This is a genomic window from Klebsiella sp. 141240, from assembly GCF_050600805.1.
Classification (GTDB): Bacteria; Pseudomonadota; Gammaproteobacteria; order Enterobacterales; family Enterobacteriaceae; genus Klebsiella; species Klebsiella aerogenes.
The window spans coordinates 17,814-37,350 of sequence record NZ_JAQIRK010000009.1; the positions used below are offsets into that span (position 1 = coordinate 17,814).

Consider the following 19,537-nt stretch of genomic DNA (forward strand, 5'->3'; position numbering starts at 1 on the left):
TATCATTGGCTGTATTCGACTTCTCCTCAGGCATTCCCCCCTTTCAGTGAGCGAGTTAACTGTCTACACTCACTGCTACAAGAATACAAAAGACAGGCCCATTCATGATTCTGATAATTTACTCGCATCCTTATCCGCATCACTCGCATGCGAATAAGCGGATGCTTGAGCAAGCAGGGACGCTTGATGGCGTAGAGATACGCTCCCTCTATGAGCTATATCCCGACTTCAATATCGATATCGCTGCCGAGCAGGCGGCGCTGGCGCGCGCCGATCTGGTTATCTGGCAGCATCCGATGCAGTGGTACAGCGTTCCACCGCTGTTAAAACTGTGGATGGATAAAGTACTGTCCCACGGCTGGGCGTACGGCCACAACGGTATTGCGTTACACGGTAAATCGCTGATGTGGGCGGTTACCACCGGCGGCGGCGAAAGCCATTTCGATATTGGTTCATTCCCCGGCTTTGACGTGCTGGCGCAGCCTCTGCAGGCGACGGCGCTGTACTGTGGCATGAAATGGCTGCCGCCGTTTGCGATGCACTGTACCTTTATCTGCGATGACGAAACGCTGCAGGCGCAGGCCCGTCATTATCGTCAACGCTTAATCGAATGGCAGGAGACGCATAACAATGGATAGCCATACGCTAATACAGGCGCTGATTTACCTCGGCTCCGCTGCGCTTATCGTGCCGATCGCCGTGCGTCTGGGACTGGGATCGGTGCTGGGATATCTGATTGCCGGCTGCGTTATCGGCCCGTGGGGACTGCGACTGGTCACTGACGCTGAGGCGATTCTGCATTTCGCCGAAATCGGCGTGGTGCTGATGTTGTTTGTTATAGGCCTTGAGTTGGATCCGCAGCGCCTATGGAAACTGCGCGCCTCGGTATTTGGCGGCGGTGCGCTGCAAATGGTGGTGTGCGGCGCGTTTATCGGGCTGTTCTGCATGCTGCTTGGCTTGCGCTGGCAGGTGGCGGAGCTTATCGGGATGACGTTGGCGCTGTCGTCGACGGCGATTGCCATGCAGGCGATGAACGAACGTAACCTGACGGTGACGCAACTAGGGCGGAGCGCCTTTGCCGTGCTGTTGTTCCAGGATATCGCCGCTATTCCTTTGGTCGCGATGATTCCGCTGCTGGCGGCCAGCGGCGGTTCAACGACCCTGGCCGCGTTTGCGCTGTCGGCGTTGAAAGTGGCCGGCGCGCTGGCGCTGGTGGTGCTATTAGGGCGCTATCTGACCCGGCCGGTGCTGCGCTTTGTTGCCCGTTCCGGTCTGCGCGAAGTATTCAGCGCCGTGGCCCTGTTCCTGGTCTTTGGCTTCGGATTGCTGCTTGAGGAAGTCGGGCTGTCGATGGCGATGGGCGCGTTTCTTGCCGGGGTGCTTCTGGCAAGTTCGGAATACCGCCATGCGCTGGAGAGCGATATCGAACCGTTTAAAGGGTTGCTGTTGGGGCTGTTCTTTATCGGCGTCGGTATGTCTATCGACTTCGGTACCCTCGTCACCCATCCGCTACGTATCCTGATCCTGCTGGTGGGTTTTTTGGCGATTAAGGCTCTGATGCTATGGCTGATTGCTAAACCCCTGGGTGTACCGCGCGCGCAGCGACGCTGGTTTGCCGTACTGCTGGGGCAGGGAAGTGAGTTCGCTTTCGTGGTCTTCGGCGCCGCGCAGATGGCCGATGTGCTGGATAGCGAGTGGGCGAAGGCGCTGACGCTGGCGGTGGCCCTATCGATGGCGGCAACGCCCATTCTGCTGGTGCTGCTGACGCGGATGGAGAAATCCGCCAGCGGCCAGGAGCGCGAAGCGGACGAGATTGACGAAGAGCAACCGCGAGTGATTATCGCCGGTTTTGGCCGCTATGGGCAGATTGCCGGGCGTGTGCTGCTTTCCAGCGGCGTGAAAATGGTTATCCTCGATCACGACCCGGACCACGTTGATACCCTGCGCAAGTTCGATATGAAGGTGTTTTACGGCGATGCCACGCGGGTGGATCTGCTGGAATCGGCGGGGGCGGCAAAGGCTGAAGTGCTGATTAACGCCATCGACGATCCGCAGGCCAGCCTGCAGCTGGTGGAGTTGGCGAAAGAGCACTTCCCACATCTGCAGATCATTTCGCGCGCCCGCGATGTCGATCACTACATTCAGCTGCGCCAGGCCGGAGTGGAAGCGCCGGAGCGTGAAACCTTCGAATCGGCGCTGAAAAGCGGCCGTATGACGCTGGAGGCCTTAGGTCTGGGCGCTTATGAGGCCCGCGAGCGCGCCGATCTGTTCCGCCGTTTCAACCAGCAGATGGTGGAAGAGATGGTGGCGATGGCGGAAAATGATGCCGCCTCTCGCGTGGCGGTGTTCAAGCGAACCAGCGATATGCTTACCGGTATCATCAATGAGGACCGTAATCATCTGTCGTTGGTGCAGCGTCACGGCTGGCAAGGTACCGAAGAAGGACGGCACACCGGAGACGTTCGCGATGAGCCGGAGAATAAGCCTTCAACCTGAGGTGGTAAGCAGATGTTGCGTTAACTTTACAGCTAACATTTTGTTTTCAATTTAGTTCCTGATCTGGCGGCTCATGAGGGTTACGTGGGCTCGCCAGCAAATCTAAAAATTTTCTTATTCTTTACTCTTCGTTCAGTCGACGAAGTATTACGCTTTCCGTATAGTGGCGGCAATTTTTTGCATTCGGGATATTTTCAATGATTAGTCTGATTGCGGCGTTAGCTGTAGATCGCGTAATTGGCATGGAGAACGCTATGCCATGGGACTTGCCTGCCGATCTCGCCTGGTTTAAACGTAATACCTTAAACAAGCCGGTGGTAATGGGGCGTTTGACCTGGGAATCCATCGGTCGCCCGTTGCCAGGACGTAAAAATATCGTTATCAGCAGCAAGCCAGGCAGCGACGATCGCGTGCAGTGGGTGAAGTCTGTTGATGAAGCGATTGCCGCCTGCGGCGACGCGGAAGAGATTATGGTGATTGGCGGTGGCCGCGTTTACGAGCAGTTCCTGCCGAAAGCGCACAAACTCTACCTGACCCATATTGATGCGGAAGTGGAAGGCGATACCCATTTCCCGGATTACGATCCGGACGAGTGGGAATCGGTGTTCAGTGAGTTCCACGATGCCGACGCGCAAAATTCCCATAGCTACTGCTTCGAGATCCTCGAGCGTCGTTAAGCTAACATAGCGTCGATTAAAAAACCCCGGTCGCGTCAGGCGTGGCCGGGGTTTTGTTTTATCAGGAATCTCCCGTACCGGAGGTAGCCCGGATAAGGCGCAGCGCGCCGCCATCCGGGATCGACTCAGGAGGCGACCGCTTCGCCTTCGTCGAGGCTTTTCTGGCGGTTGGAACGCTGGGTGAAATACGTTTTATCTTCCCAGCGCAGGCAGGTCAGGTCCCCTCCCCAGCAGCAGCCGGTATCCAGCGCGTAGATGCCTTCCGGGGTACCGCGGCCTTCCAGCGACGCCCAATGACCAAAGGCGATACTGTACTCGCGGGCAACCGGGCCCGGAATGGCAAACCATGGCTTAAGCGGGGCAGGCGCGTCTTCCGGCGCCTCTTTGCTGTACATATCCAACTGGCCGTTCGGGAAGCAATAGCGCATGCGGGTGAAGGCGTTGGTGATAAAGCGCAGGCGCGCCAGGCCGCTGAGCTCGTTGCTCCAGTGGTTCGGCATATCGCCATACATCGCGTCGAGGAAGAACGGATAGGAGTCGCTTGCCAGCACGGCTTCGACATCGCGCGCGCACTGTTTGGCGGTTTCCAGATCCCACTGCGGCGTGATGCCGGCATGAGCCATCACCAGCTTTTTCTCTTCGTCGACCTGCATCAGCGGCTGGCGACGCAGCCAGTTGAGCAGTTCGTCAGCGTCCGGTGCTTCCAGCAGCGGCGTCAGACGGTCTTTGGGCTTGTTGCGGCTAATGCCGGCAAACACCGCCAGCAGATGCAGGTCATGGTTGCCCAGCACGATGCGCACGCTATCGCCGAGCGTTTTCACGAACCGCAGCACTTCCAGAGAGCCGGGGCCGCGCGCGACCAGGTCGCCGGTGAGCCACAGCGTGTCCGTATCAGGGTTAAACTCCACCTGCTCCAGCAATGCGATCAGTTCATCGTAGCAACCATGAATGTCGCCAATAAGGTATGTAGCCATTGTTTTAATGTATAAGCGTTGGAACTGCGAGACGGAAGACAGGGATCTCGATAGTGAACGGTACGCCGTTGCTATCAATCATCTCATAATGACCCTGCATGGTGCCCAGCGGCGTTTCGATAACCGCGCCGCTGGTGTATTGATACTCTTCGCCGGCAGGGATGTGCGGCTGTTCGCCGACGACCCCTTCACCCTGGACTTCCGTCTCGCGACCGTGTCCATTGGTGATAAGCCAGTAGCGGCCGAGAAGCTGAACCTGACTCCGCCCCAGGTTGCGAATGGTGACGGTGTAAGCGAAGACGTAGCGCTCTTCTTCCGGAGAAGATTGCGATTCGATATAGACGCTTTGCACCTGGACGCAAACACGAGGCGAATTAATCATGGTTAGCTCTCCTTCGAAGGCAGATTGTTGGATAACCAGTTGGCCATCTTACAGTACTGCTCTACAGAAATATTTTCCGCACGTACCGCCGGGTCGACGCCCAGCTCCGTCAGCACTTCAACGCTAAACAGATTGCCGAGACTATTGCGAATGGTCTTACGGCGCTGGTTGAAGGCTTCGGTAGTGATACGGCTCAGCACGCGGACATCCTTCACCGGGTACGGCATGGTGCGATGCGGCACCAGGCGCACGACGGCGGAATCCACTTTTGGCGGCGGCGTAAAGGCGGTCGGCGGGACTTCAAGTACCGGGATCACCTGGCAGTAGTACTGCGCCATTACGCCTAATCGACCATACGCTTTACTATTCGGCCCGGCAACCAGACGATTAACCACTTCCTTCTGCAGCATAAAGTGCATATCGGCAATGGCATCAGTATAGCTGAAGAGGTGGAACATCAGCGGCGTAGAGATGTTGTACGGCAGGTTGCCGAAGACGCGCAGCGGCTGGCCCATTTTCTCCGACAGTTCGCCGAAGTTCATGGTCATCGCATCCTGCTGGTAAATGGTCAGCTTAGGTCCGAGGAACGGATGGGTCTGCAGGCGGGCCGCCAGATCGCGGTCCAGCTCGATAACGGTTAACTGGTCGAGGCGTTCGCCGACCGGCTCGGTCAGCGCGGCGAGACCCGGGCCGATTTCGACCATCGCCTGGCCTTTCTGAGGATTGATGGCCGAAACAATGCTGTCGATCACGAACTGATCGTTGAGAAAGTTTTGCCCGAAGCGTTTACGGGCTAAATGGCCCTGATGGACTCGATTATTCATTGGGTATTAACAATCATTTTGATGGCGAGATTAAGCGCCGTGATAAAACTGCCGACGTCCGCTTTTCCCTGACCGGCTAATTCCAGCGCGGTACCGTGGTCAACGGAGGTACGAATAAAAGGTAAACCGAGCGTAATATTCACGCCGCGGCCAAAGCCCTGGTATTTTAGCACGGGCAGGCCCTGATCGTGGTACATCGCGAGTACCGCATCGGCATTATCGAGATATTTTGGCTGAAAAAGGGTATCCGCAGGCAGCGGACCGCTTAAATTCATGCCCTTCGCCCGCATCTCTTCGAGCACCGGAATAATGGTCTCGATCTCTTCCGTCCCCATATGACCGCCTTCGCCGGCGTGGGGATTCAGGCCGCAAACCAGCACGTGCGGCTGAGCGATACCGAATTTATGCCGCAGATCGGCATCCAGGATGGTTATCACTTCACGCAGCAGCTCCGGCGTAATCGCCTCGCTTATCGCTTTTAACGGCAGGTGGGTGGTGGCCAGTGCGACCCGCAGTTCTTCGGTCGCCAGCATCATGACCACTTTGCTGGCGTGAGCGCGTTCTTCAAAGAACTCGGTATGGCCGGTGAAGGCAATACCGGCGTCATTGATGTTGCCTTTGTGCACCGGCCCGGTAATCAACGCGGCGAATTCACCCTTAAGGCAGCCATCGCAGGCGCGCGCCAGGGTTTCCACCACATAGCTGCCGTTAGCGACATTAAGCACGCCCGGCTGTACCGGCGCGTTGAGGGCAACGGGAAGTAGCGTAAGCGTGCCCGCCCGCTGCGGCTGTGGAGGACGGGTTGGATCGTAAGGGAGGAGCGATAAAGGAAGACCGAGCTGGCGGGCTCGGTCAGTTAACAGGGCGCCATCGGCGCAAATAACCAGTTCAACCGGCCAGTCGCGCTGCGCAAGCTCGGCGACAAGATCGGGACCAATCCCTGCGGGTTCGCCGGGAGTGATAACAACACGTTGCATAGAAACGTTCCTTCGGGCCAGGAAGGCCCGGCTGCGCAGTCGACCCCAGCCGTAGCTGGGGCGACCGGTCTACCCTCTCGATACGCCTTTAAGGCGTGGAGAGGGGAGAGCTTTAGTTGCTCAGAATTTTGACGTAAGCGCTGGCGCGCTGTTCCTGCATCCAGGTGGCCGCTTCTTCAGAGAATTTACGGTTCATCAGCATGCGGTAAGCACGGTCCTTCTGCGCGGCGTCGGTTCTGTCGACGTTGCGGGTATCCATCAGTTGGATCAGGTGCCAGCCGAAGGAGGAGTGAACCGGGCCGCTAGTCTGGCCTTTGTTGAGGCGCATCAGCGCATCGCGGAACGCGGGATCGAAGATATCCGGCGTCGCCCAGCCTAAGTCGCCGCCCTGATTGGCGGAACCCGGATCCTGGGAAAACTCTTTCGCCGCTTTATCGAAAGTGGTCTTACCGCTCTTAATATCAGCGGCAATCTGTTCCAGCTTCGCCTGTGCCTGCGCGTCGTTCATGATCGGCGACGGCTTCAGCAGGATGTGGCGGGCATGGACTTCGGTGACGGAGATGTTCTGGCTGCCGCCGCGCATATCGTTAACTTTCAGGATATGGAAGCCGACGCCGGAACGAATCGGACCGACAACATCGCCTTTCTTCGCGGTGCTCAGCGCCTGAGCGAAGATACCCGGCAGCTCCTGAATACGGCCCCAGCCCATCTGGCCGCCTTTCAGCGCCTGCTGGTCAGCGGAATAGGTGATAGCCAGTTTGCCGAAGTTAGCGCCGCTACGGGCCTGTTCAACGACGGACTTCGCCTGCTCTTCCGCTGCCGCAACCTGATCGGAGGTCGGGTTTTCCGGCAGCGCGATCAGAATATGGCTCAGGTTGAGTTCGGTGCTGGCATCGTTCTGATCGCCAATCTGCTTGGCCAGCGCTTCAACTTCCTGCGGCAGCACGGTGATGCGGCGGCGCACTTCGTTGTTACGCACTTCCGAAATCAGCATCTCTTTACGGATCTGATTACGGTAGGTGTTGTAGTTGATGCCTTCATAGGCCAGACGGCTACGCATCTGATCCATCGACATGTTGTTCTGTTTGGCGATGTTGGCAATGGCCTGGTCAAGCTGATCGTCGCTGACTTTCACGCCCATCTTCTGACCCATTTGCAGAACGATCTGGTCCATGATCAATCTTTCGAGGATCTGATGACGCAGGGTCGCGTCATCCGGCAGCTGCTGTCCCGCCTGACCAGCGTTGAGCTTCACCGACTGCATCAGACCATCGACGTCGCTTTCCAGAACAACGCCATTATTGACGACAGCCGCTACTTTATCGACCACCTGCGGGGCGGCGAAACTGGTATTCGCGATCATGGCGATACCGAGAAGCAGCGTTTTCCAGTTCTTCATACTTTTTCCATTTCAATTAACCGCAAATGCGGATTACGTTTTAAACCAGACGCCTTACAGCGAGCTCTGGTACGGCAAAATGTTCGAGCGCAGCATCTGCTGGGTGCCAAGACCATAGTTGGAGCTCAGACCACGCAGTTCGATGTTGATACCGAAGGTGTTGTCGTATTTGCTTTCGCCGCCGTTGTTGTTATCCCAGCCGTTGATCTTACGTTCGTAGCCAAGGCGGATAGCGTAGCAGCAAGAGTTATACTGTACCCCTAACATCTGGTTAGCCGCTTTTTTGGTATTGGTATCGAAGTAGTACGCGCCGACCACTGACCAACGATCGACAATCGGCCAGCTTGCGGTCATTCCCACCTGAGAAATACCCTCTTTATACTGCTGAGCGGTGGAATACGAAGGCAGCGTCGCCTGAATATATTCCGGACTCGCGTAACGGTAGTTCAGTTGCACTAAGCGGTTTTCGTCGCGGCGGTATTCAATGGTTCCGTTGCCGGTTGCGACGTTATCCAGACGCGTATCGTACTGGATCCCCCCGCGTAAACCCCAGTTATCGGTGATGCGCCAGTAAGTATCGCCGGCCCAGACCAGTGAACCCGTGGTGTCGTTATTCTCCCAGTTGATGTTGTCCGCACCGGTACGAGACTCGGTGAAATAGTAGATTTGACCAACGGAAATATTAAAACGTTCAACGGCCGCGTCATCATATACGCGAGATGTGACGCCGGTGGTGACCTGGTTGGCTGACGCGATACGGTCAAGGCCGCTGTAGGAGCGGTCGCGGAACAGGCCGCTATAGTCGGACTGCAGCAGGGTCGAGTCGTAGACGCCAATGTGGCTCTGGTCGCGATACGGGATATACAGATACTGCATGCGCGGTTCCAGGGTCTGGGTATACCCTTCCTGCATATCGCGTTCGAAGACCATTTTGCCGTCGATTTTGAACTGCGGCATCACGCGGTTAACCGAATCTTTGTAATCGGTACCGTTAGCGGTGTTGTACTGATCGAGGTTACTCTGCTGATAGTGGGTCGCCAGCAGCTTCGCCTCGGTATTGATGCTTCCCCAGCCGTTAGACAGCGGCAGGTTGATCGTCGGCTCCATGTGCAGGCGCGTCGCTTCCGGCATATCGCCATTGGTGTTGACGAAGTGCACCGCTTGCGCATACAGATGGGTATCGAACGGACCGACGTCATTCTGGTAGGCGTTAATATCGAGCTGAGGCTCAGCAGCGTAGGAGTTGCTCGAGCTACGGTCGAAGACCTGGAACTGCTTGGTCGACACGGTGGCGTCAAAGTTCTGGTTAACGTAACCGGCGCTGAATTTCTGCGTCGCGTAGCCGTCGGTACTGGAGCCGTACTTAGAGCTGAAGTCGTTAAAGTAATCCGGGTCGCTGACTTTGGTGTAGTCGGCGTTCAGACGCCACACCTGATCGATAACCGCGTTGTGGTTCCAGTAGAACATCCAGCGGCGGCTGTTGCTGTCGTTGGAGTGATCGTCTTCGTACACTTTATCGGAAGGCAGGTAATCGAATTCGAATAAACCTGCGCCCGCCTGGGTCAGATAGCGGAATTCGTTTTCCCACATTACGCCGCCGCGTTTATTCATGTAGTGCGGCGTAATGGTGGCGTCGAAGTTCGGCGCGATATTCCAGTAATAGGGCAGCGAGAACTCAACGCCATTTTTAGTGCTGTATTTGGCGTTGGGGATCAGGAAGCCGGAGCGGCGCTTATCGCCGACAGGCAGCTGCAGATACGGGCTATAAAAAATAGGGACGGAACCCAGCTTAAAGCGCGCGTTCCAGATTTCGGCAACCTGCTCTTCGCGGTCATGGATAACTTCGCTGCCGACGACGCTCCAGGTATCAGAACCCGGCAGACAGGAGGTGAAGCTGCCGTTTTCCAGAATGGTATAGCGGTTTTCGCCGCGCTGCTTCATCAGGTCGGCGGTACCGCGCCCCTGACGGCCAACCATCTGATAGTCGCCTTTCCAGACGTTAGTATCTTTGGTGTTCAGGTTCGACCACGCCTTCGGCCCCTTCAGAATGACCTGGTTGTCGTCATAGTGAACGTTGCCAAGCGCATCAACGGTACGCACCGGCTGCGGTTGGCCCGCCGGCTGCTGCTGATGCAACTGCACCTCGTCGGCCTGCAGGCGACTATTCCCCTGATTAATATCAACGTTGCCGGTAAACACGGCATTATCAGGGTAGTTGCCTTTCGCATGATCGGCGTCAATCGTTACCGGTTGATCGTTAGGCTTTCCTTCAACGAGAGGACGATTATAGCTTGGCACGCCAAGCATACATTGCGTGGCGAGATCGGCGGCCATGCCCTGTTGGCTATACAAGGCGCTGGCGATCATGGTGGCCAGGAGGCTGGGGATACGTTTTTTCATACGTTTTATTTGTTGTTCCGTCATCTTGTGGCAGCGGCTTGCAAACGGTCAGAGCCTAACGTACTCATCTTAATCGCGCTAGTCTTAATCCGCTCGTTTCGTTTCTGAGCGTTAGGCACCGTGTAGAATGGCGAGTATGATAAAGCAAATTATAGGCGATGTCCCACATGACCGTGGCGTCAACGCTTGGTAACGTGCGGTCATATATAGCTTAACTGGTAGCACAAAGATTGGGGAGTCTATGCAGTATTTGGGTAAAGTGATTGGTGTCGCGGTTGCATTATTGATGGGCGGCGGCTTCTGGGGCGTGGTGCTTGGCTTTTTAGTCGGGCATATGTTTGACCGGGCCCGTAGCCGTCGACTGAATTTATTTGCCAACCAGCAGGAACGGCAGTCGCTGTTCTTTTCCACCACGTTTGAAGTGATGGGACATTTGACCAAATCGAAAGGGCGCGTGACGGAAGCCGATATTCATGTGGCGAATGTGCTGATGGATCGTATGAACCTGCACGGCGAGTCGCGCACCGCGGCGCAGCAGGCATTTCGCGCCGGAAAGGCCGATAATTACCCGCTGCGCGAGAAAATGCGCCAGCTGCGAAGCGTCTGTTTCGGTCGCTTCGATTTAATTAGGATGTTTCTGGAAATTCAGCTGCAGGCAGCCTTCGCCGACGGCGAATTACATCCCAATGAACGCGAAGTGTTGTTTGTTATCGCCGACGAGCTTGGTATCTCGCGTGCGCAGTTTGAGCAGTTCCTGCGCATGATGCAGGGCGGCGCGCAGTTCGGCGGCGGCTCGCAGCAGCAATCCTATGGTCAGCGTGGCGGCAATGGCGGCTGGCAGCAGGCACAGCGCGGCCCGACGCTTGAAGACGCTTGTAATGTTCTCGGCGTCAAGCCGACCGATGATGCTACAACCGTCAAGCGCGCTTACCGTAAACTAATGAGCGAACATCACCCGGACAAGCTGGTGGCCAAAGGGCTGCCGCCGGAGATGATGGAAATGGCGAAACAGAAAGCGCAGGAAATCCAGAAAGCCTGGGAGCTTATCAAAGAGCAGCGCGGCTTCTGAATCCCGTAAGGCTTCTCCTCCATGGAGAAGCCTTAGTTCGCGCCCTGCGCGCGGCGATACATCCGCCGCGGGTGGCCAATTTTTCCGTACAGCATTTCCACTTCCAGAAAACTCACTTCCACGCAGTGCTCGAGATAACGACGGGCGGTGGTCTTGCTCAGTCCGGTTTCGCTAACCACTTCGTCCACTGAAAAGCAGTGCGTTTCGCGGCCATGAAATAAATTCTGCACCAGCGCCAGGGTCTTTTCCTCGATGCCTTTGCTGCCGTTATCGGCGCGAAAATTTTTAGCCTGCAGCTGATACAGGGAATCAACGTTTTGCTGATCGACAATTTTCCATTCCCGCTGCTGGTCGTAAAACTGAATAAAGCGCTCCAGCGACTGGCTCAGGCGTTTCCACGAAACCGGTTTGAGAATGTAGTCGAAGGCGCCGTTGCGTATCGCCTGGCTGCAGGTTTCCATATCGCTGGCGGCGGTGATGAAAATGACCGAACAATTGGCGTTGGCCAGAATCGGGTCGGTCATCAGCGTGACGCCTTTGCCGTCCGGCAGATAATTATCCAGCAGGACCAGCTGCGGCGGCCTGGCGTTGAGCATCTGCCGCGCCTGAGAAAGCGAGGCGGCCATTCCCGCCAGCCGCATGCGCGGGTGTTTCTGAATGAGCTCGGCGTGCAGTCGGGCCAGCTCGTTTTCATCTTCGATGATCAGCACATCGACCAAATCATGATGCATCGTTGGCCTCCGGTTGCGGATGGGCTGGCGGGTCAGCGGGAATAAACAGGGTAAATATCGTTCCGCGCGGCGCGTTATCGGCGACTTCAATCGTGCCGCCAGCCTGAGTCACATAATGTTCAATAAGATACAGACCAATACCGTGATCGCCACGGGTTTTTGTCGTCACTCCGCGCTCAAAAATACGCTCGCGAATATCCGGGCGGATACCGACACCGCGGTCGGCCACCTCAATCATCAGCTCGCGGGCGTTGAGTTGAATCAGTACCTCGACCGGTTCGTGCGGTAGTTCGGCGCGTTGCGTGGCTTCAATGGCGTTATCCAGCAGATTGCCGATGATCGAGATAAGTTCCGACTCCATCAGCGACGACAGCGGGCGATCGATACGACAGGCCGGATCAAAGCTCAGTTCAACGCCTTTTTCATAGGCGCGAGTGGCTTTACCCAGCAGCAGGCCGCACAGCGTCGGCGAACGAAATCGCGAGGAGATGAAGTCCAGTAGCTCCTGGGCATGCTCCGATTGCGCCTGTATATAGCGAATAGCTTCGTCGTAGTGGCCCATATGCAGCAGGCCGGAGAGCGTGGTCATGCGGTTGAGCTGTTCGTGGCGCATAATGCGCAGGTTATCGACATAGCGTTTCACCTGGCTGAGCTGCGCGGTGAGGGCGTTGATTTCATCGCGGTCGCGGAAGGTGATCACCCAGCCCTGTAGCGAGTTTTCCAGCATGATGCGCACCCGGCTGGCGAGTACCGTCAGCTGGTTGAAGCGACACAGTTCATCGTGCGTATCGTTCGCCAGCATCGCGCTGCTGGCGAAAAACGGCTGCGGGGCGATCACGCTATCAATCGATTTGCCGCGCAGCAGATGCGCGGGTTGCTTAAGCCCCAGCAGGCTGCGGGCGGCGTGGTTAATCACTTCAATCCGTCGCTGGCTGTCGATAACGATAACCCCTTCGAAAATCGATTCCATCATCGCTTTTTGCTGGCGTACCAGCAGGCCAATTTCGCGCGGCTCCAGCGAAAAAATCTGTTTTTTAATACTGCGGGTAAAATACCAGGAGAAGATAAACAGGGCGATCAGCAACAGAATGGCGGCGACAAAAATATTCACCACCTTTTGCACGGTGATGCTGTCGAGATAGCTGGTCAGATAGCCGACGGAGACAATGCCGATCACCCTCCCGTTATCATCGACAATGGGCGTTTTACTGCGTAGCGAGACGCCTAAACCACCTTTACGGATGGTGGTGATAGTTTTGCCTTCCAGCACCGCCTGGTTATCGCCGCCCACTAAGCGCGTGCCGACCCATTCCGGGTGTACGGAATGAAACAGGTGCACGCCTTTATCATCACCGATGACGATAAAGCTGGCGTCGCTGTGGACGGCGATTTGCTTCATGAAGGCGCCGATAGCCTGCGGATCGTGCAGGCTGACCTGCTGGCGCAGATTGGGCATCAGCGCAATCTCTTCGGCCTGAATTTTCGCCCTGGCGCTCATTTCCTGATACAGCTGGCGGCTGGCGTCGAGATAATAATAAACGCCAAGCAGAGCGAATAAGATGGAGAAAAAGGCCACCAGGGAGATGAACAGCTTAAATTGAAATGAAACTTTCATAGTTATGCGCACAGTATTTGAGATGCGGTAACGATATCGTCAGCGGCCAGAAGGACAATTTATCTACTGGCGCCTATTTATAAAGGGTAATTATCCGGTTATTAAAAAAACCATAAAAACCACGCTAAGAAATTAGATATATATCACTAGAGTCAATAGAAACCATAAAAACCATAACGACCATTAAAACTTCTTTTTTAATCTGCCCCCTCTCACATTAACCGCGCGCCCGGCCCTCTACCCTGAACAGGAATAATAACTACAGGGCTGAATTTATGAGCACCACAGACAACGCATTCTCTGCAACCCTTGAACCTATTAACAAACCGAAAGCCTCGTTGAAGCAGCGCTGGTGGCACGTGATGGATAGCTGGAAAGTGGGGATTATCCCGCTGCCGCTATTTTTGCTGGCGGGTGGTCTTATCGCGCTGGACTGCCTTGGCGGCAAGCTGCCGAGCGATATCGTGGTGATGGTGGCGACGCTGGCCTTCTTCGGTTTCGCCTGCGGCGAGTTCGGCAAGCGCCTGCCGGTACTCGGCAAGCTTGGCGCGGCGGCGATTTGCGCCACCTTTATTCCTTCCGCGCTGGTCCATTACGGCCTGCTGCCGGATGTGGTGGTTGAATCCACCACCAAATTCTATAAATCGACCAATATTCTTTATCTCTACATCTGCTGCATTATCGTTGGCAGCATTATGAGCATGAACCGCACCACGCTGATTCAGGGGTTCCTGAAGATCTTCCTGCCGATGCTGTGCGGCGAGGTCGTCGGTATGTTGGTCGGCGTGGGAGTTGGCAGCCTGTTGGGGATGGATCCGTTCCAGGTCTTCTTCTTTATCGTGCTGCCGATTATGGCCGGCGGCGTGGGCGAAGGGGCGATCCCGCTGTCGATTGGCTATGCGGCGCTGATGCATATGGATCAGGGCGTTGCGCTGGGACGCGTGCTGCCGATGGTGATGCTGGGCAGCCTGACGGCGATCGTCATTGCCGGATGTTTGAACCAGCTCGGTAAGCGCTTCCCACATTTGACCGGCGAAGGCCAGCTAATGCCTAACCGCAGTAATGAAACCCGCAGCCTGAGCGAAAGCGAAGGATTTGGCGGTAAAACGGATGTGGCGACGCTGGCCTCCGGCGCGCTGCTGGCGGTGCTGCTGTATATGATGGGCATGCTGGGACACAAATTGATTGGCCTGCCGGCGCCGGTTGGCATGCTGTTCCTCGCGGTGCTACTGAAGCTGGCGAATGTGGTTTCGCCGCGCCTGCAGGAGGGCTCGCAGGTGGTGTATAAATTCTTCCGCACCGCGGTGACTTACCCGATTCTGTTTGCCGTTGGCGTGGCGATTACCCCGTGGCAGGAGCTGGTAAACGCCTTCACGCTGACCAACCTGCTGGTCATTGTCTGCACCGTGTCGGCGCTGGTGGCCACCGGGTTCTTCGTCGGCAAGAAAATGGGGATGCATCCGGTCGACGTGGCGATTGTCTCCTGTTGCCAGAGCGGGCAGGGCGGCACCGGCGACGTCGCTATTCTGACTTCCGGCAACCGTATGAACCTGATGCCGTTTGCTCAGATAGCCACCCGTATCGGCGGCGCGATTAATGTGTCGTTAGGGCTGCTGTTCTTAAGTCATTTCTTATCGTGATTTAGTTCTGCGCTAATAGCAAAAACTGCCATTTCCCTCCGCAGGACGAAGAAAATTTCTTTGTCCTGCGTCCTAAATTCTGTGCAATTAGCGATACAATAGGCGGCGTTATCCGCGATAGCGACGGCAGCTCCGAGCTGCCTTTTTGATCATTAAAGGAGAGGAAAGAATGTCAGTGCATACTCCCGCCCGGGCGGGCGTCAGCATGGAAAATCTGCTGGCGGCGAAAGAGCAGCGCGCAGCCCGTCAACAAGACTGGCTCAACCATTATCAACAACCGGTCATTTCTCTCACCCTGGTAACGCCAGGGGCGGTAAAAGACAGTATTCGCTATCGCAATATGATGGGTGTTGCGCTGCAGGCCTGTGACCAACTTCTGTGGCAGCAGCGCTGGAAAACGCTCGACCGCCAGGTGTTGTGGCTGCCTACCGGCCCGGAAGCGATGTGGTGCGTTGAGCACTCCGCGGAAGAGATCAAAGCGCTATGCAGCGAACTGGAACAGAATCATCCGCTGGGTCGCCTGTGGGATATCGATGTCATTTGTCCGCAAGCGGGGCTGATTAGCCGCCAGGCACAGGGCGAATCGATGCGCCGCTGCTTGCTGTGCGATGAGCCGGCCCACGCCTGCGCGCGCAGCCGTCGTCACGACACCGAGCTGGTGGTCGCTCGCGTCGAGCAGATGATTGATGCGTGGTTCGCCCGCGATTAATCGCGTTTGCGTTAGAGATTTCCCCGGCGGCGAAGCGCAACCGGGGGCGTCCGGATAACGACTTAAAAGTCGATCGGCGCGCGGAAGGTCATCGCGTTGCCGTAGGCGGGATGGGTGATGGTTAACGTTTCGGCGTGCAGTAGCAGGCGCGGGGCCATCGCCAGCGCCTCCGGCGTGGCGTAAAAGCGGTCGCCGAGGATCGGATGCCCTAACGCCAGCATATGCACGCGAAGCTGATGCGAGCGCCCGGTAATCGGCTTCAGGCGCACGCGGGCGGTGTTGTCCTCCGCGTACTCCAACACCTCATACTCGGTTTGCGCCGCTTTGCCGGTTTCATAACACACCTTCTGCTTTGGCCGGTTCGGCCAGTCGCAAATCAGCGGTAAATCCACCAGGCCTTCCGCAGGCTGCGGATGACCCCAGACGCGGGCGACGTACTGCTTCTTCGGCTCGCGCTCCCGGAACTGACGTTTCAGTTCACGTTCGGCGGCCTTATTCAGCGCCACCACAATCACGCCGCTGGTGGCCATATCCAGGCGATGCACCGATTCGGCCTGCGGGAAATCGCGCTGGATACGCGTCATCACGCTATCCTTATGCTCCTCCAGCCTGCCGGGCACGGACAACAAGCCGCTCGGCTTGTTGACCACCATAATGTGCTCATCCTGATACAAAATCACCAGCCAGGGATCCTGCGGCGGATTGTAGTTTTCCATCGCCATTTTCGCGTTCCGTTACTGGTGAGTGACGACGATCAGACGCAGCGCGTCCAGACGCCATCCTGCCTGCGCCAGCGCATCCATCACCTGCTGGCGGTTGCTTTCGATCGCCGCCAGTTCGTCGTCACGGATGTTCGGGTTCACCGCTTTCAGTGCTTCGAGACGCGACAGTTCCGCCGTCAGTTTATCATCGGCTTCGTTACGCGCCGCGTCGATCAGCGCCTGCGCCGCTTTGGCTATCTGCGCTTCGCCCTGTTGCAGAATCGCGTGAACGTCCTGCTGCACCGCATTGACCAGCTTGCTGCCAGTGTGGCGATTGACCGCGCTCAGCTGGCGGTTGAAGCTTTCGAACTCCACCTGCGCGGCGAGGTTGTTGCCGTTTTTATCCAGCAGCATGCGAACCGGGGTCGCCGGCAGGAAGCGGTTAAGCTGTAATTGCTTCGGCGCCTGCGCTTCGACGACGTAGATTAGCTCCAGCAGCAGCGTGCCGACCGGCAGGGCCTTGTTCTTCAGCAGAGAAATGGTGCTGCTGCCGGTATCGCCGGAGAGGATCAGATCCAGACCGTTGCGAATCAGCGGGTGTTCCCAGGTGATGAACTGCGCGTCTTCACGCGACAGCGCCACGTCACGCTCGAAGGTGATGGTGCAGCCATCTTCCGGCAGGCCCGGGAAATCCGGCACCAGCATATGATCGGATGGAGTCAGGACGATCAGGTTTTCGCCGCGGTCATCCTGGTTGATGCCGACGATATCGAACAGGTTCATCGAGAAGGCAATCAGGCTGGTATCGTCATCCTGCTCTTCGATGCTCTCCGCCAGGGCCTGCGCTTTTTCGCCGCCGTTGGAGTGGATCTCCAGCAGACGGTCGCGGCCCTGTTCCAGCTGCGCTTTCAACGCTTCATGCTGCTGGCGGCAGGATTTGATCAGATCGTCAAAACCATCGGTGGATTCCGGCGCGGCAAGGTAGTTAATCAGGTCGTCGTGAACGCTATCGTAGACGGTACGACCGGTCGGGCAGGTATGTTCGAAGGCGTCGAGCCCTTCGTGATACCAGCGCACCAGCACCGACTGCGCGGTTTTTTCCAGATACGGCACGTGGATCTGGATATCGTGCGCCTGGCCGATACGGTCGAGACGGCCAATACGCTGCTCCAGCAGATCCGGGTTAAACGGCAGATCGAACATGACCAGGTTGCTGGCGAACTGGAAGTTACGCCCTTCAGAGCCGATTTCGGAACACAGCAGCACCTGCGCGCCGGTGTCTTCTTCAGCAAACCACGCCGCGGCGCGGTCGCGTTCGATAATCGACATGCCTTCATGGAATACCGCGGCGCGAATACCTTCGCGCTCGCGCAGTACTTGCTCCAGCTGCAGCGCGGTGGCGGCCTTGGCGCAAATCACCAGCACCTTCTGCGAACGGTGGCTGGTCAGGTAACCCATCAGCCACTCGACGCGCGGATCGAAGTTCCACCAGGTGCCGGTATCGCCTTCAAACTCCTGATAGATCTGCTCCGGATAGAGCATGTCGCGCGCGCGCTCTTCCGCGGTTTTGCGCGCGCCCATGATGCCGGAGACCTTGATGGCCGTCTGGTACTGGGTCGGCAGCGGCAGGCGAATAGTGTGCAGCTCGCGTTTCGGGAAACCTTTCACGCCGTTACGGGTGTTACGGAACAGTACGCGGCTGGTGCCGTGGCGGTCCATCAGCATCGAAACCAGCTCCTGGCGCGCGGCCTGAGCATCTTCACGATCGCTGTTGGCAGCCTGCAGCAGCGGCTCGATGTCCTGCTCGCCGATCAGATCGCCAAGGGTGTTGAGTTCATTATCGTTCAGCTTGTTGCCCGCCAGCAGCAGGGCGACGGCGTCGGCGACCGGGCGATAGTTTTGCTGTTCTTCAACAAACTGTTCAAAATCGTGGAAGCGGTTTGGATCCAGCAGACGCAGGCGCGCAAAGTGGCTCTCCATGCCCAGCTGTTCCGGCGTCGCGGTCAGCAACAGAATGCCCGGCACGCGTTCGGCCAGCTGTTCAATAGCCTGATATTCACGGCTCGGCGCCTCTTCGCTCCACACCAGGTGGTGCGCTTCATCGACCACCATCAGGTCCCACTCGGCGTCGCACAGGTGCTCCAGGCGTTGCTTGCTGCGGCGCACGAAGTCTAAGGAACAGATAACCAGCTGTTCGGTTTCGAACGGGTTGTAGGCGTCGTGCTGCGCTTCGGCATAGCGTTCGTCGTCAAACAGCGAGAAACGCAGGTTGAAGCGGCGCAGCATTTCCACCAGCCACTGGTGCTGGAGGGTTTCCGGGACCACGATCAGCACGCGCTCGGCGGCGCCGGAGAGCAGCTGCTGGTGCAGGATCATCCCGGCTTCGATGGTTTTACCTAAGCCCACTTCATCGGCCAGCAGAACGCGCGGCGCGTGACGACGGCCTACGTCGTGGGCGATGTTCAACTGATGCGGGATCAGGCTGGTGCGCTGGCCGCGCAGGCCGCTCCACGGCATGCGGTACTGTTCGCTCTGGAACTTACGCGCGCGGTAGCGCAGGGCAAAGCGGTCCATTCGGTCGATTTGCCCTGCGAACAGGCGGTCCTGCGGCTTGCTGAAGGCCAGCTTGCTGTCGAGCAGGACTTCGCGCAGGGTAACATTTTCTTCTTGCGTATCCAGGCGTGTGCCGGTGTAGGACAGCAGCCCGTTTTCTTCATTTACTTCGTCAACGTGGAGCTGCCAGCCTTCGTGGCTGGTAATGGTATCGCCCGGGTTAAACATTACGCGGGTGATCGGGGAATCGTTGCGAGAGTACAGACGGTTTTCGCCGATGGCGGGGAAAAGGAGAGTGACCATGCGCGCATCCAGCGCTACCACTGTCCCTAGTCCTAGTTCGCTCTCTGTATCGCTAATCCAGCGTTGACCAAGTGTAAAAGGCATATG

16 protein-coding genes are annotated in these 19,537 nt (G+C 57.0%); 6 read left to right on the forward strand and 10 right to left on the reverse strand.

Annotation, left to right across the window (positions count from 1 at the left end; genetic code table 11):
* The first annotated feature begins 104 nt into the window (after nucleotides 1-104).
* The 3 genes from kefF to folA all read left to right on the forward strand — a co-directional run bounded on the left by kefF (nucleotide 105) and on the right by folA (nucleotide 3,173).
* Entirely contained in the window at nucleotides 105-638 is a 534-nt protein-coding gene (gene kefF, locus PGQ95_RS16350) for a glutathione-regulated potassium-efflux system oxidoreductase KefF (RefSeq protein ID WP_087860915.1), read from the forward strand.
* Nucleotides 631-2,496 carry a glutathione-regulated potassium-efflux system protein KefC gene (gene kefC, locus PGQ95_RS16355; RefSeq protein ID WP_015368295.1) on the forward strand — a complete coding sequence of 622 codons (1,866 nt, stop codon included), beginning with the start codon at nucleotides 631-633 and terminating at the stop codon, nucleotides 2,494-2,496. Before kefF ends, kefC begins: the two co-directional genes overlap by 8 nt.
* A gap of 197 nt (nucleotides 2,497-2,693) precedes the next feature.
* Nucleotides 2,694-3,173 (forward strand): type 3 dihydrofolate reductase, encoded by a 480-nt coding sequence (folA, locus tag PGQ95_RS16360; RefSeq protein ID WP_015368294.1) that lies wholly within the window; start codon nucleotides 2,694-2,696, stop codon nucleotides 3,171-3,173.
* A gap of 125 nt (nucleotides 3,174-3,298) precedes the next feature.
* On the opposite strand, the gene apaH is transcribed toward folA, so the two are convergent.
* The 6 genes from apaH to lptD all read right to left on the reverse strand — a co-directional run bounded on the left by apaH (nucleotide 3,299) and on the right by lptD (nucleotide 10,129).
* Nucleotides 3,299-4,147, reverse strand: coding sequence for a bis(5'-nucleosyl)-tetraphosphatase (symmetrical) ApaH (apaH, locus tag PGQ95_RS16365; RefSeq protein WP_045397283.1), 849 nt, complete (start codon nucleotides 4,145-4,147; stop codon nucleotides 3,299-3,301).
* 4 nt (nucleotides 4,148-4,151) lie between these two features.
* The gene (gene apaG / locus PGQ95_RS16370) at nucleotides 4,152-4,529 is read right to left on the reverse strand and encodes a Co2+/Mg2+ efflux protein ApaG (RefSeq protein WP_087860914.1); all 378 of its coding nucleotides are present in this window, start codon (nucleotides 4,527-4,529) and stop codon (nucleotides 4,152-4,154) included.
* 2 nt (nucleotides 4,530-4,531) lie between these two features.
* The gene (gene rsmA, locus PGQ95_RS16375; protein ID WP_430918748.1) at nucleotides 4,532-5,353 is read right to left on the reverse strand and encodes a 16S rRNA (adenine(1518)-N(6)/adenine(1519)-N(6))-dimethyltransferase RsmA; all 822 of its coding nucleotides are present in this window, start codon (nucleotides 5,351-5,353) and stop codon (nucleotides 4,532-4,534) included.
* Nucleotides 5,350-6,330 (reverse strand): 4-hydroxythreonine-4-phosphate dehydrogenase PdxA, encoded by a 981-nt coding sequence (pdxA, locus tag PGQ95_RS16380; RefSeq protein WP_430918750.1) that lies wholly within the window; start codon nucleotides 6,328-6,330, stop codon nucleotides 5,350-5,352. The genes rsmA and pdxA overlap by 4 nt, the downstream gene beginning before the upstream one ends.
* 112 nt (nucleotides 6,331-6,442) lie before the next feature.
* Complete coding sequence (gene surA, locus PGQ95_RS16385) at nucleotides 6,443-7,729, reverse strand: peptidylprolyl isomerase SurA (protein WP_015368289.1); 1,287 nt, start codon at nucleotides 7,727-7,729, stop codon at nucleotides 6,443-6,445.
* Between the two features lie 54 nt (nucleotides 7,730-7,783).
* Nucleotides 7,784-10,129, reverse strand: coding sequence for an LPS assembly protein LptD (lptD, locus tag PGQ95_RS16390; protein ID WP_032713339.1), 2,346 nt, complete (start codon nucleotides 10,127-10,129; stop codon nucleotides 7,784-7,786).
* Nucleotides 10,130-10,370: 241 nt separating this feature from the next.
* Here lptD and djlA point away from each other — a divergent pair, with 241 nt between their 5' ends.
* Nucleotides 10,371-11,198: a co-chaperone DjlA gene (gene djlA / locus PGQ95_RS16395; protein WP_015704375.1), complete on the forward strand. Its 828-nt coding sequence runs from the start codon at nucleotides 10,371-10,373 to the stop codon at nucleotides 11,196-11,198.
* Nucleotides 11,199-11,230: 32 nt separating this feature from the next.
* On the opposite strand, the gene PGQ95_RS16400 is transcribed toward djlA, so the two are convergent.
* Together PGQ95_RS16400 and PGQ95_RS16405 are read right to left on the reverse strand one after the other, a co-directional pair.
* Complete coding sequence (locus tag PGQ95_RS16400; protein ID WP_045397296.1) at nucleotides 11,231-11,929, reverse strand: response regulator; 699 nt, start codon at nucleotides 11,927-11,929, stop codon at nucleotides 11,231-11,233.
* Entirely contained in the window at nucleotides 11,919-13,544 is a 1,626-nt protein-coding gene (locus tag PGQ95_RS16405; protein ID WP_430918752.1) for an ATP-binding protein, read from the reverse strand. Before PGQ95_RS16405 ends, PGQ95_RS16400 begins: the two co-directional genes overlap by 11 nt.
* A 275-nt stretch (nucleotides 13,545-13,819) precedes the next feature.
* On the opposite strand from PGQ95_RS16405, the gene PGQ95_RS16410 reads away from it, so the two are divergent.
* Complete coding sequence (locus PGQ95_RS16410; RefSeq protein ID WP_015368284.1) at nucleotides 13,820-15,184, forward strand: 2-hydroxycarboxylate transporter family protein; 1,365 nt, start codon at nucleotides 13,820-13,822, stop codon at nucleotides 15,182-15,184.
* A 169-nt stretch (nucleotides 15,185-15,353) separates the two neighbouring features.
* Nucleotides 15,354-15,893: a citrate lyase holo-[acyl-carrier protein] synthase gene (gene citX / locus PGQ95_RS16415; protein WP_113374398.1), complete on the forward strand. Its 540-nt coding sequence runs from the start codon at nucleotides 15,354-15,356 to the stop codon at nucleotides 15,891-15,893.
* A gap of 62 nt (nucleotides 15,894-15,955) precedes the next feature.
* Here the strand turns inward: citX and rluA are convergent, their stop codons facing one another.
* Nucleotides 15,956-16,615: a bifunctional tRNA pseudouridine(32) synthase/23S rRNA pseudouridine(746) synthase RluA gene (gene rluA / locus PGQ95_RS16420; protein ID WP_002888348.1), complete on the reverse strand. Its 660-nt coding sequence runs from the start codon at nucleotides 16,613-16,615 to the stop codon at nucleotides 15,956-15,958.
* Nucleotides 16,616-16,627: 12 nt separating this feature from the next.
* Nucleotides 16,628-19,534, reverse strand: coding sequence for an RNA polymerase-associated protein RapA (gene rapA / locus PGQ95_RS16425; protein ID WP_087860909.1), 2,907 nt, complete (start codon nucleotides 19,532-19,534; stop codon nucleotides 16,628-16,630).
* Nucleotides 19,535-19,537: the final 3 nt, after the last annotated feature.

What these genes read in the sequence shown, in the direction of transcription:
- kefF (WP_087860915.1), top strand. Translation starts at nt 105, where the DNA reads ATGATTCTGATAATTTACTCGCATCCTTATCCGCATCACTCGCATGCG.
- kefC (WP_015368295.1), top strand. Translation starts at nt 631, where the DNA reads ATGGATAGCCATACGCTAATACAGGCGCTGATTTACCTCGGCTCCGCT.
- folA (WP_015368294.1), top strand. Translation starts at nt 2,694, where the DNA reads ATGATTAGTCTGATTGCGGCGTTAGCTGTAGATCGCGTAATTGGCATG.
- apaH (WP_045397283.1), bottom strand. Translation starts at nt 4,147, where the DNA reads ATGGCTACATACCTTATTGGCGACATTCATGGTTGCTACGATGAACTG.
- apaG (WP_087860914.1), bottom strand. Translation starts at nt 4,529, where the DNA reads ATGATTAATTCGCCTCGTGTTTGCGTCCAGGTGCAAAGCGTCTATATC.
- rsmA (WP_430918748.1), bottom strand. Translation starts at nt 5,353, where the DNA reads ATGAATAATCGAGTCCATCAGGGCCATTTAGCCCGTAAACGCTTCGGG.
- pdxA (WP_430918750.1), bottom strand. Translation starts at nt 6,330, where the DNA reads ATGCAACGTGTTGTTATCACTCCCGGCGAACCCGCAGGGATTGGTCCC.
- surA (WP_015368289.1), bottom strand. Translation starts at nt 7,729, where the DNA reads ATGAAGAACTGGAAAACGCTGCTTCTCGGTATCGCCATGATCGCGAAT.
- lptD (WP_032713339.1), bottom strand. Translation starts at nt 10,129, where the DNA reads ATGAAAAAACGTATCCCCAGCCTCCTGGCCACCATGATCGCCAGCGCC.
- djlA (WP_015704375.1), top strand. Translation starts at nt 10,371, where the DNA reads ATGCAGTATTTGGGTAAAGTGATTGGTGTCGCGGTTGCATTATTGATG.
- PGQ95_RS16400 (WP_045397296.1), bottom strand. Translation starts at nt 11,929, where the DNA reads ATGCATCATGATTTGGTCGATGTGCTGATCATCGAAGATGAAAACGAG.
- PGQ95_RS16405 (WP_430918752.1), bottom strand. Translation starts at nt 13,544, where the DNA reads ATGAAAGTTTCATTTCAATTTAAGCTGTTCATCTCCCTGGTGGCCTTT.
- PGQ95_RS16410 (WP_015368284.1), top strand. Translation starts at nt 13,820, where the DNA reads ATGAGCACCACAGACAACGCATTCTCTGCAACCCTTGAACCTATTAAC.
- citX (WP_113374398.1), top strand. Translation starts at nt 15,354, where the DNA reads ATGTCAGTGCATACTCCCGCCCGGGCGGGCGTCAGCATGGAAAATCTG.
- rluA (WP_002888348.1), bottom strand. Translation starts at nt 16,615, where the DNA reads ATGGCGATGGAAAACTACAATCCGCCGCAGGATCCCTGGCTGGTGATT.
- rapA (WP_087860909.1), bottom strand. Translation starts at nt 19,534, where the DNA reads ATGCCTTTTACACTTGGTCAACGCTGGATTAGCGATACAGAGAGCGAA.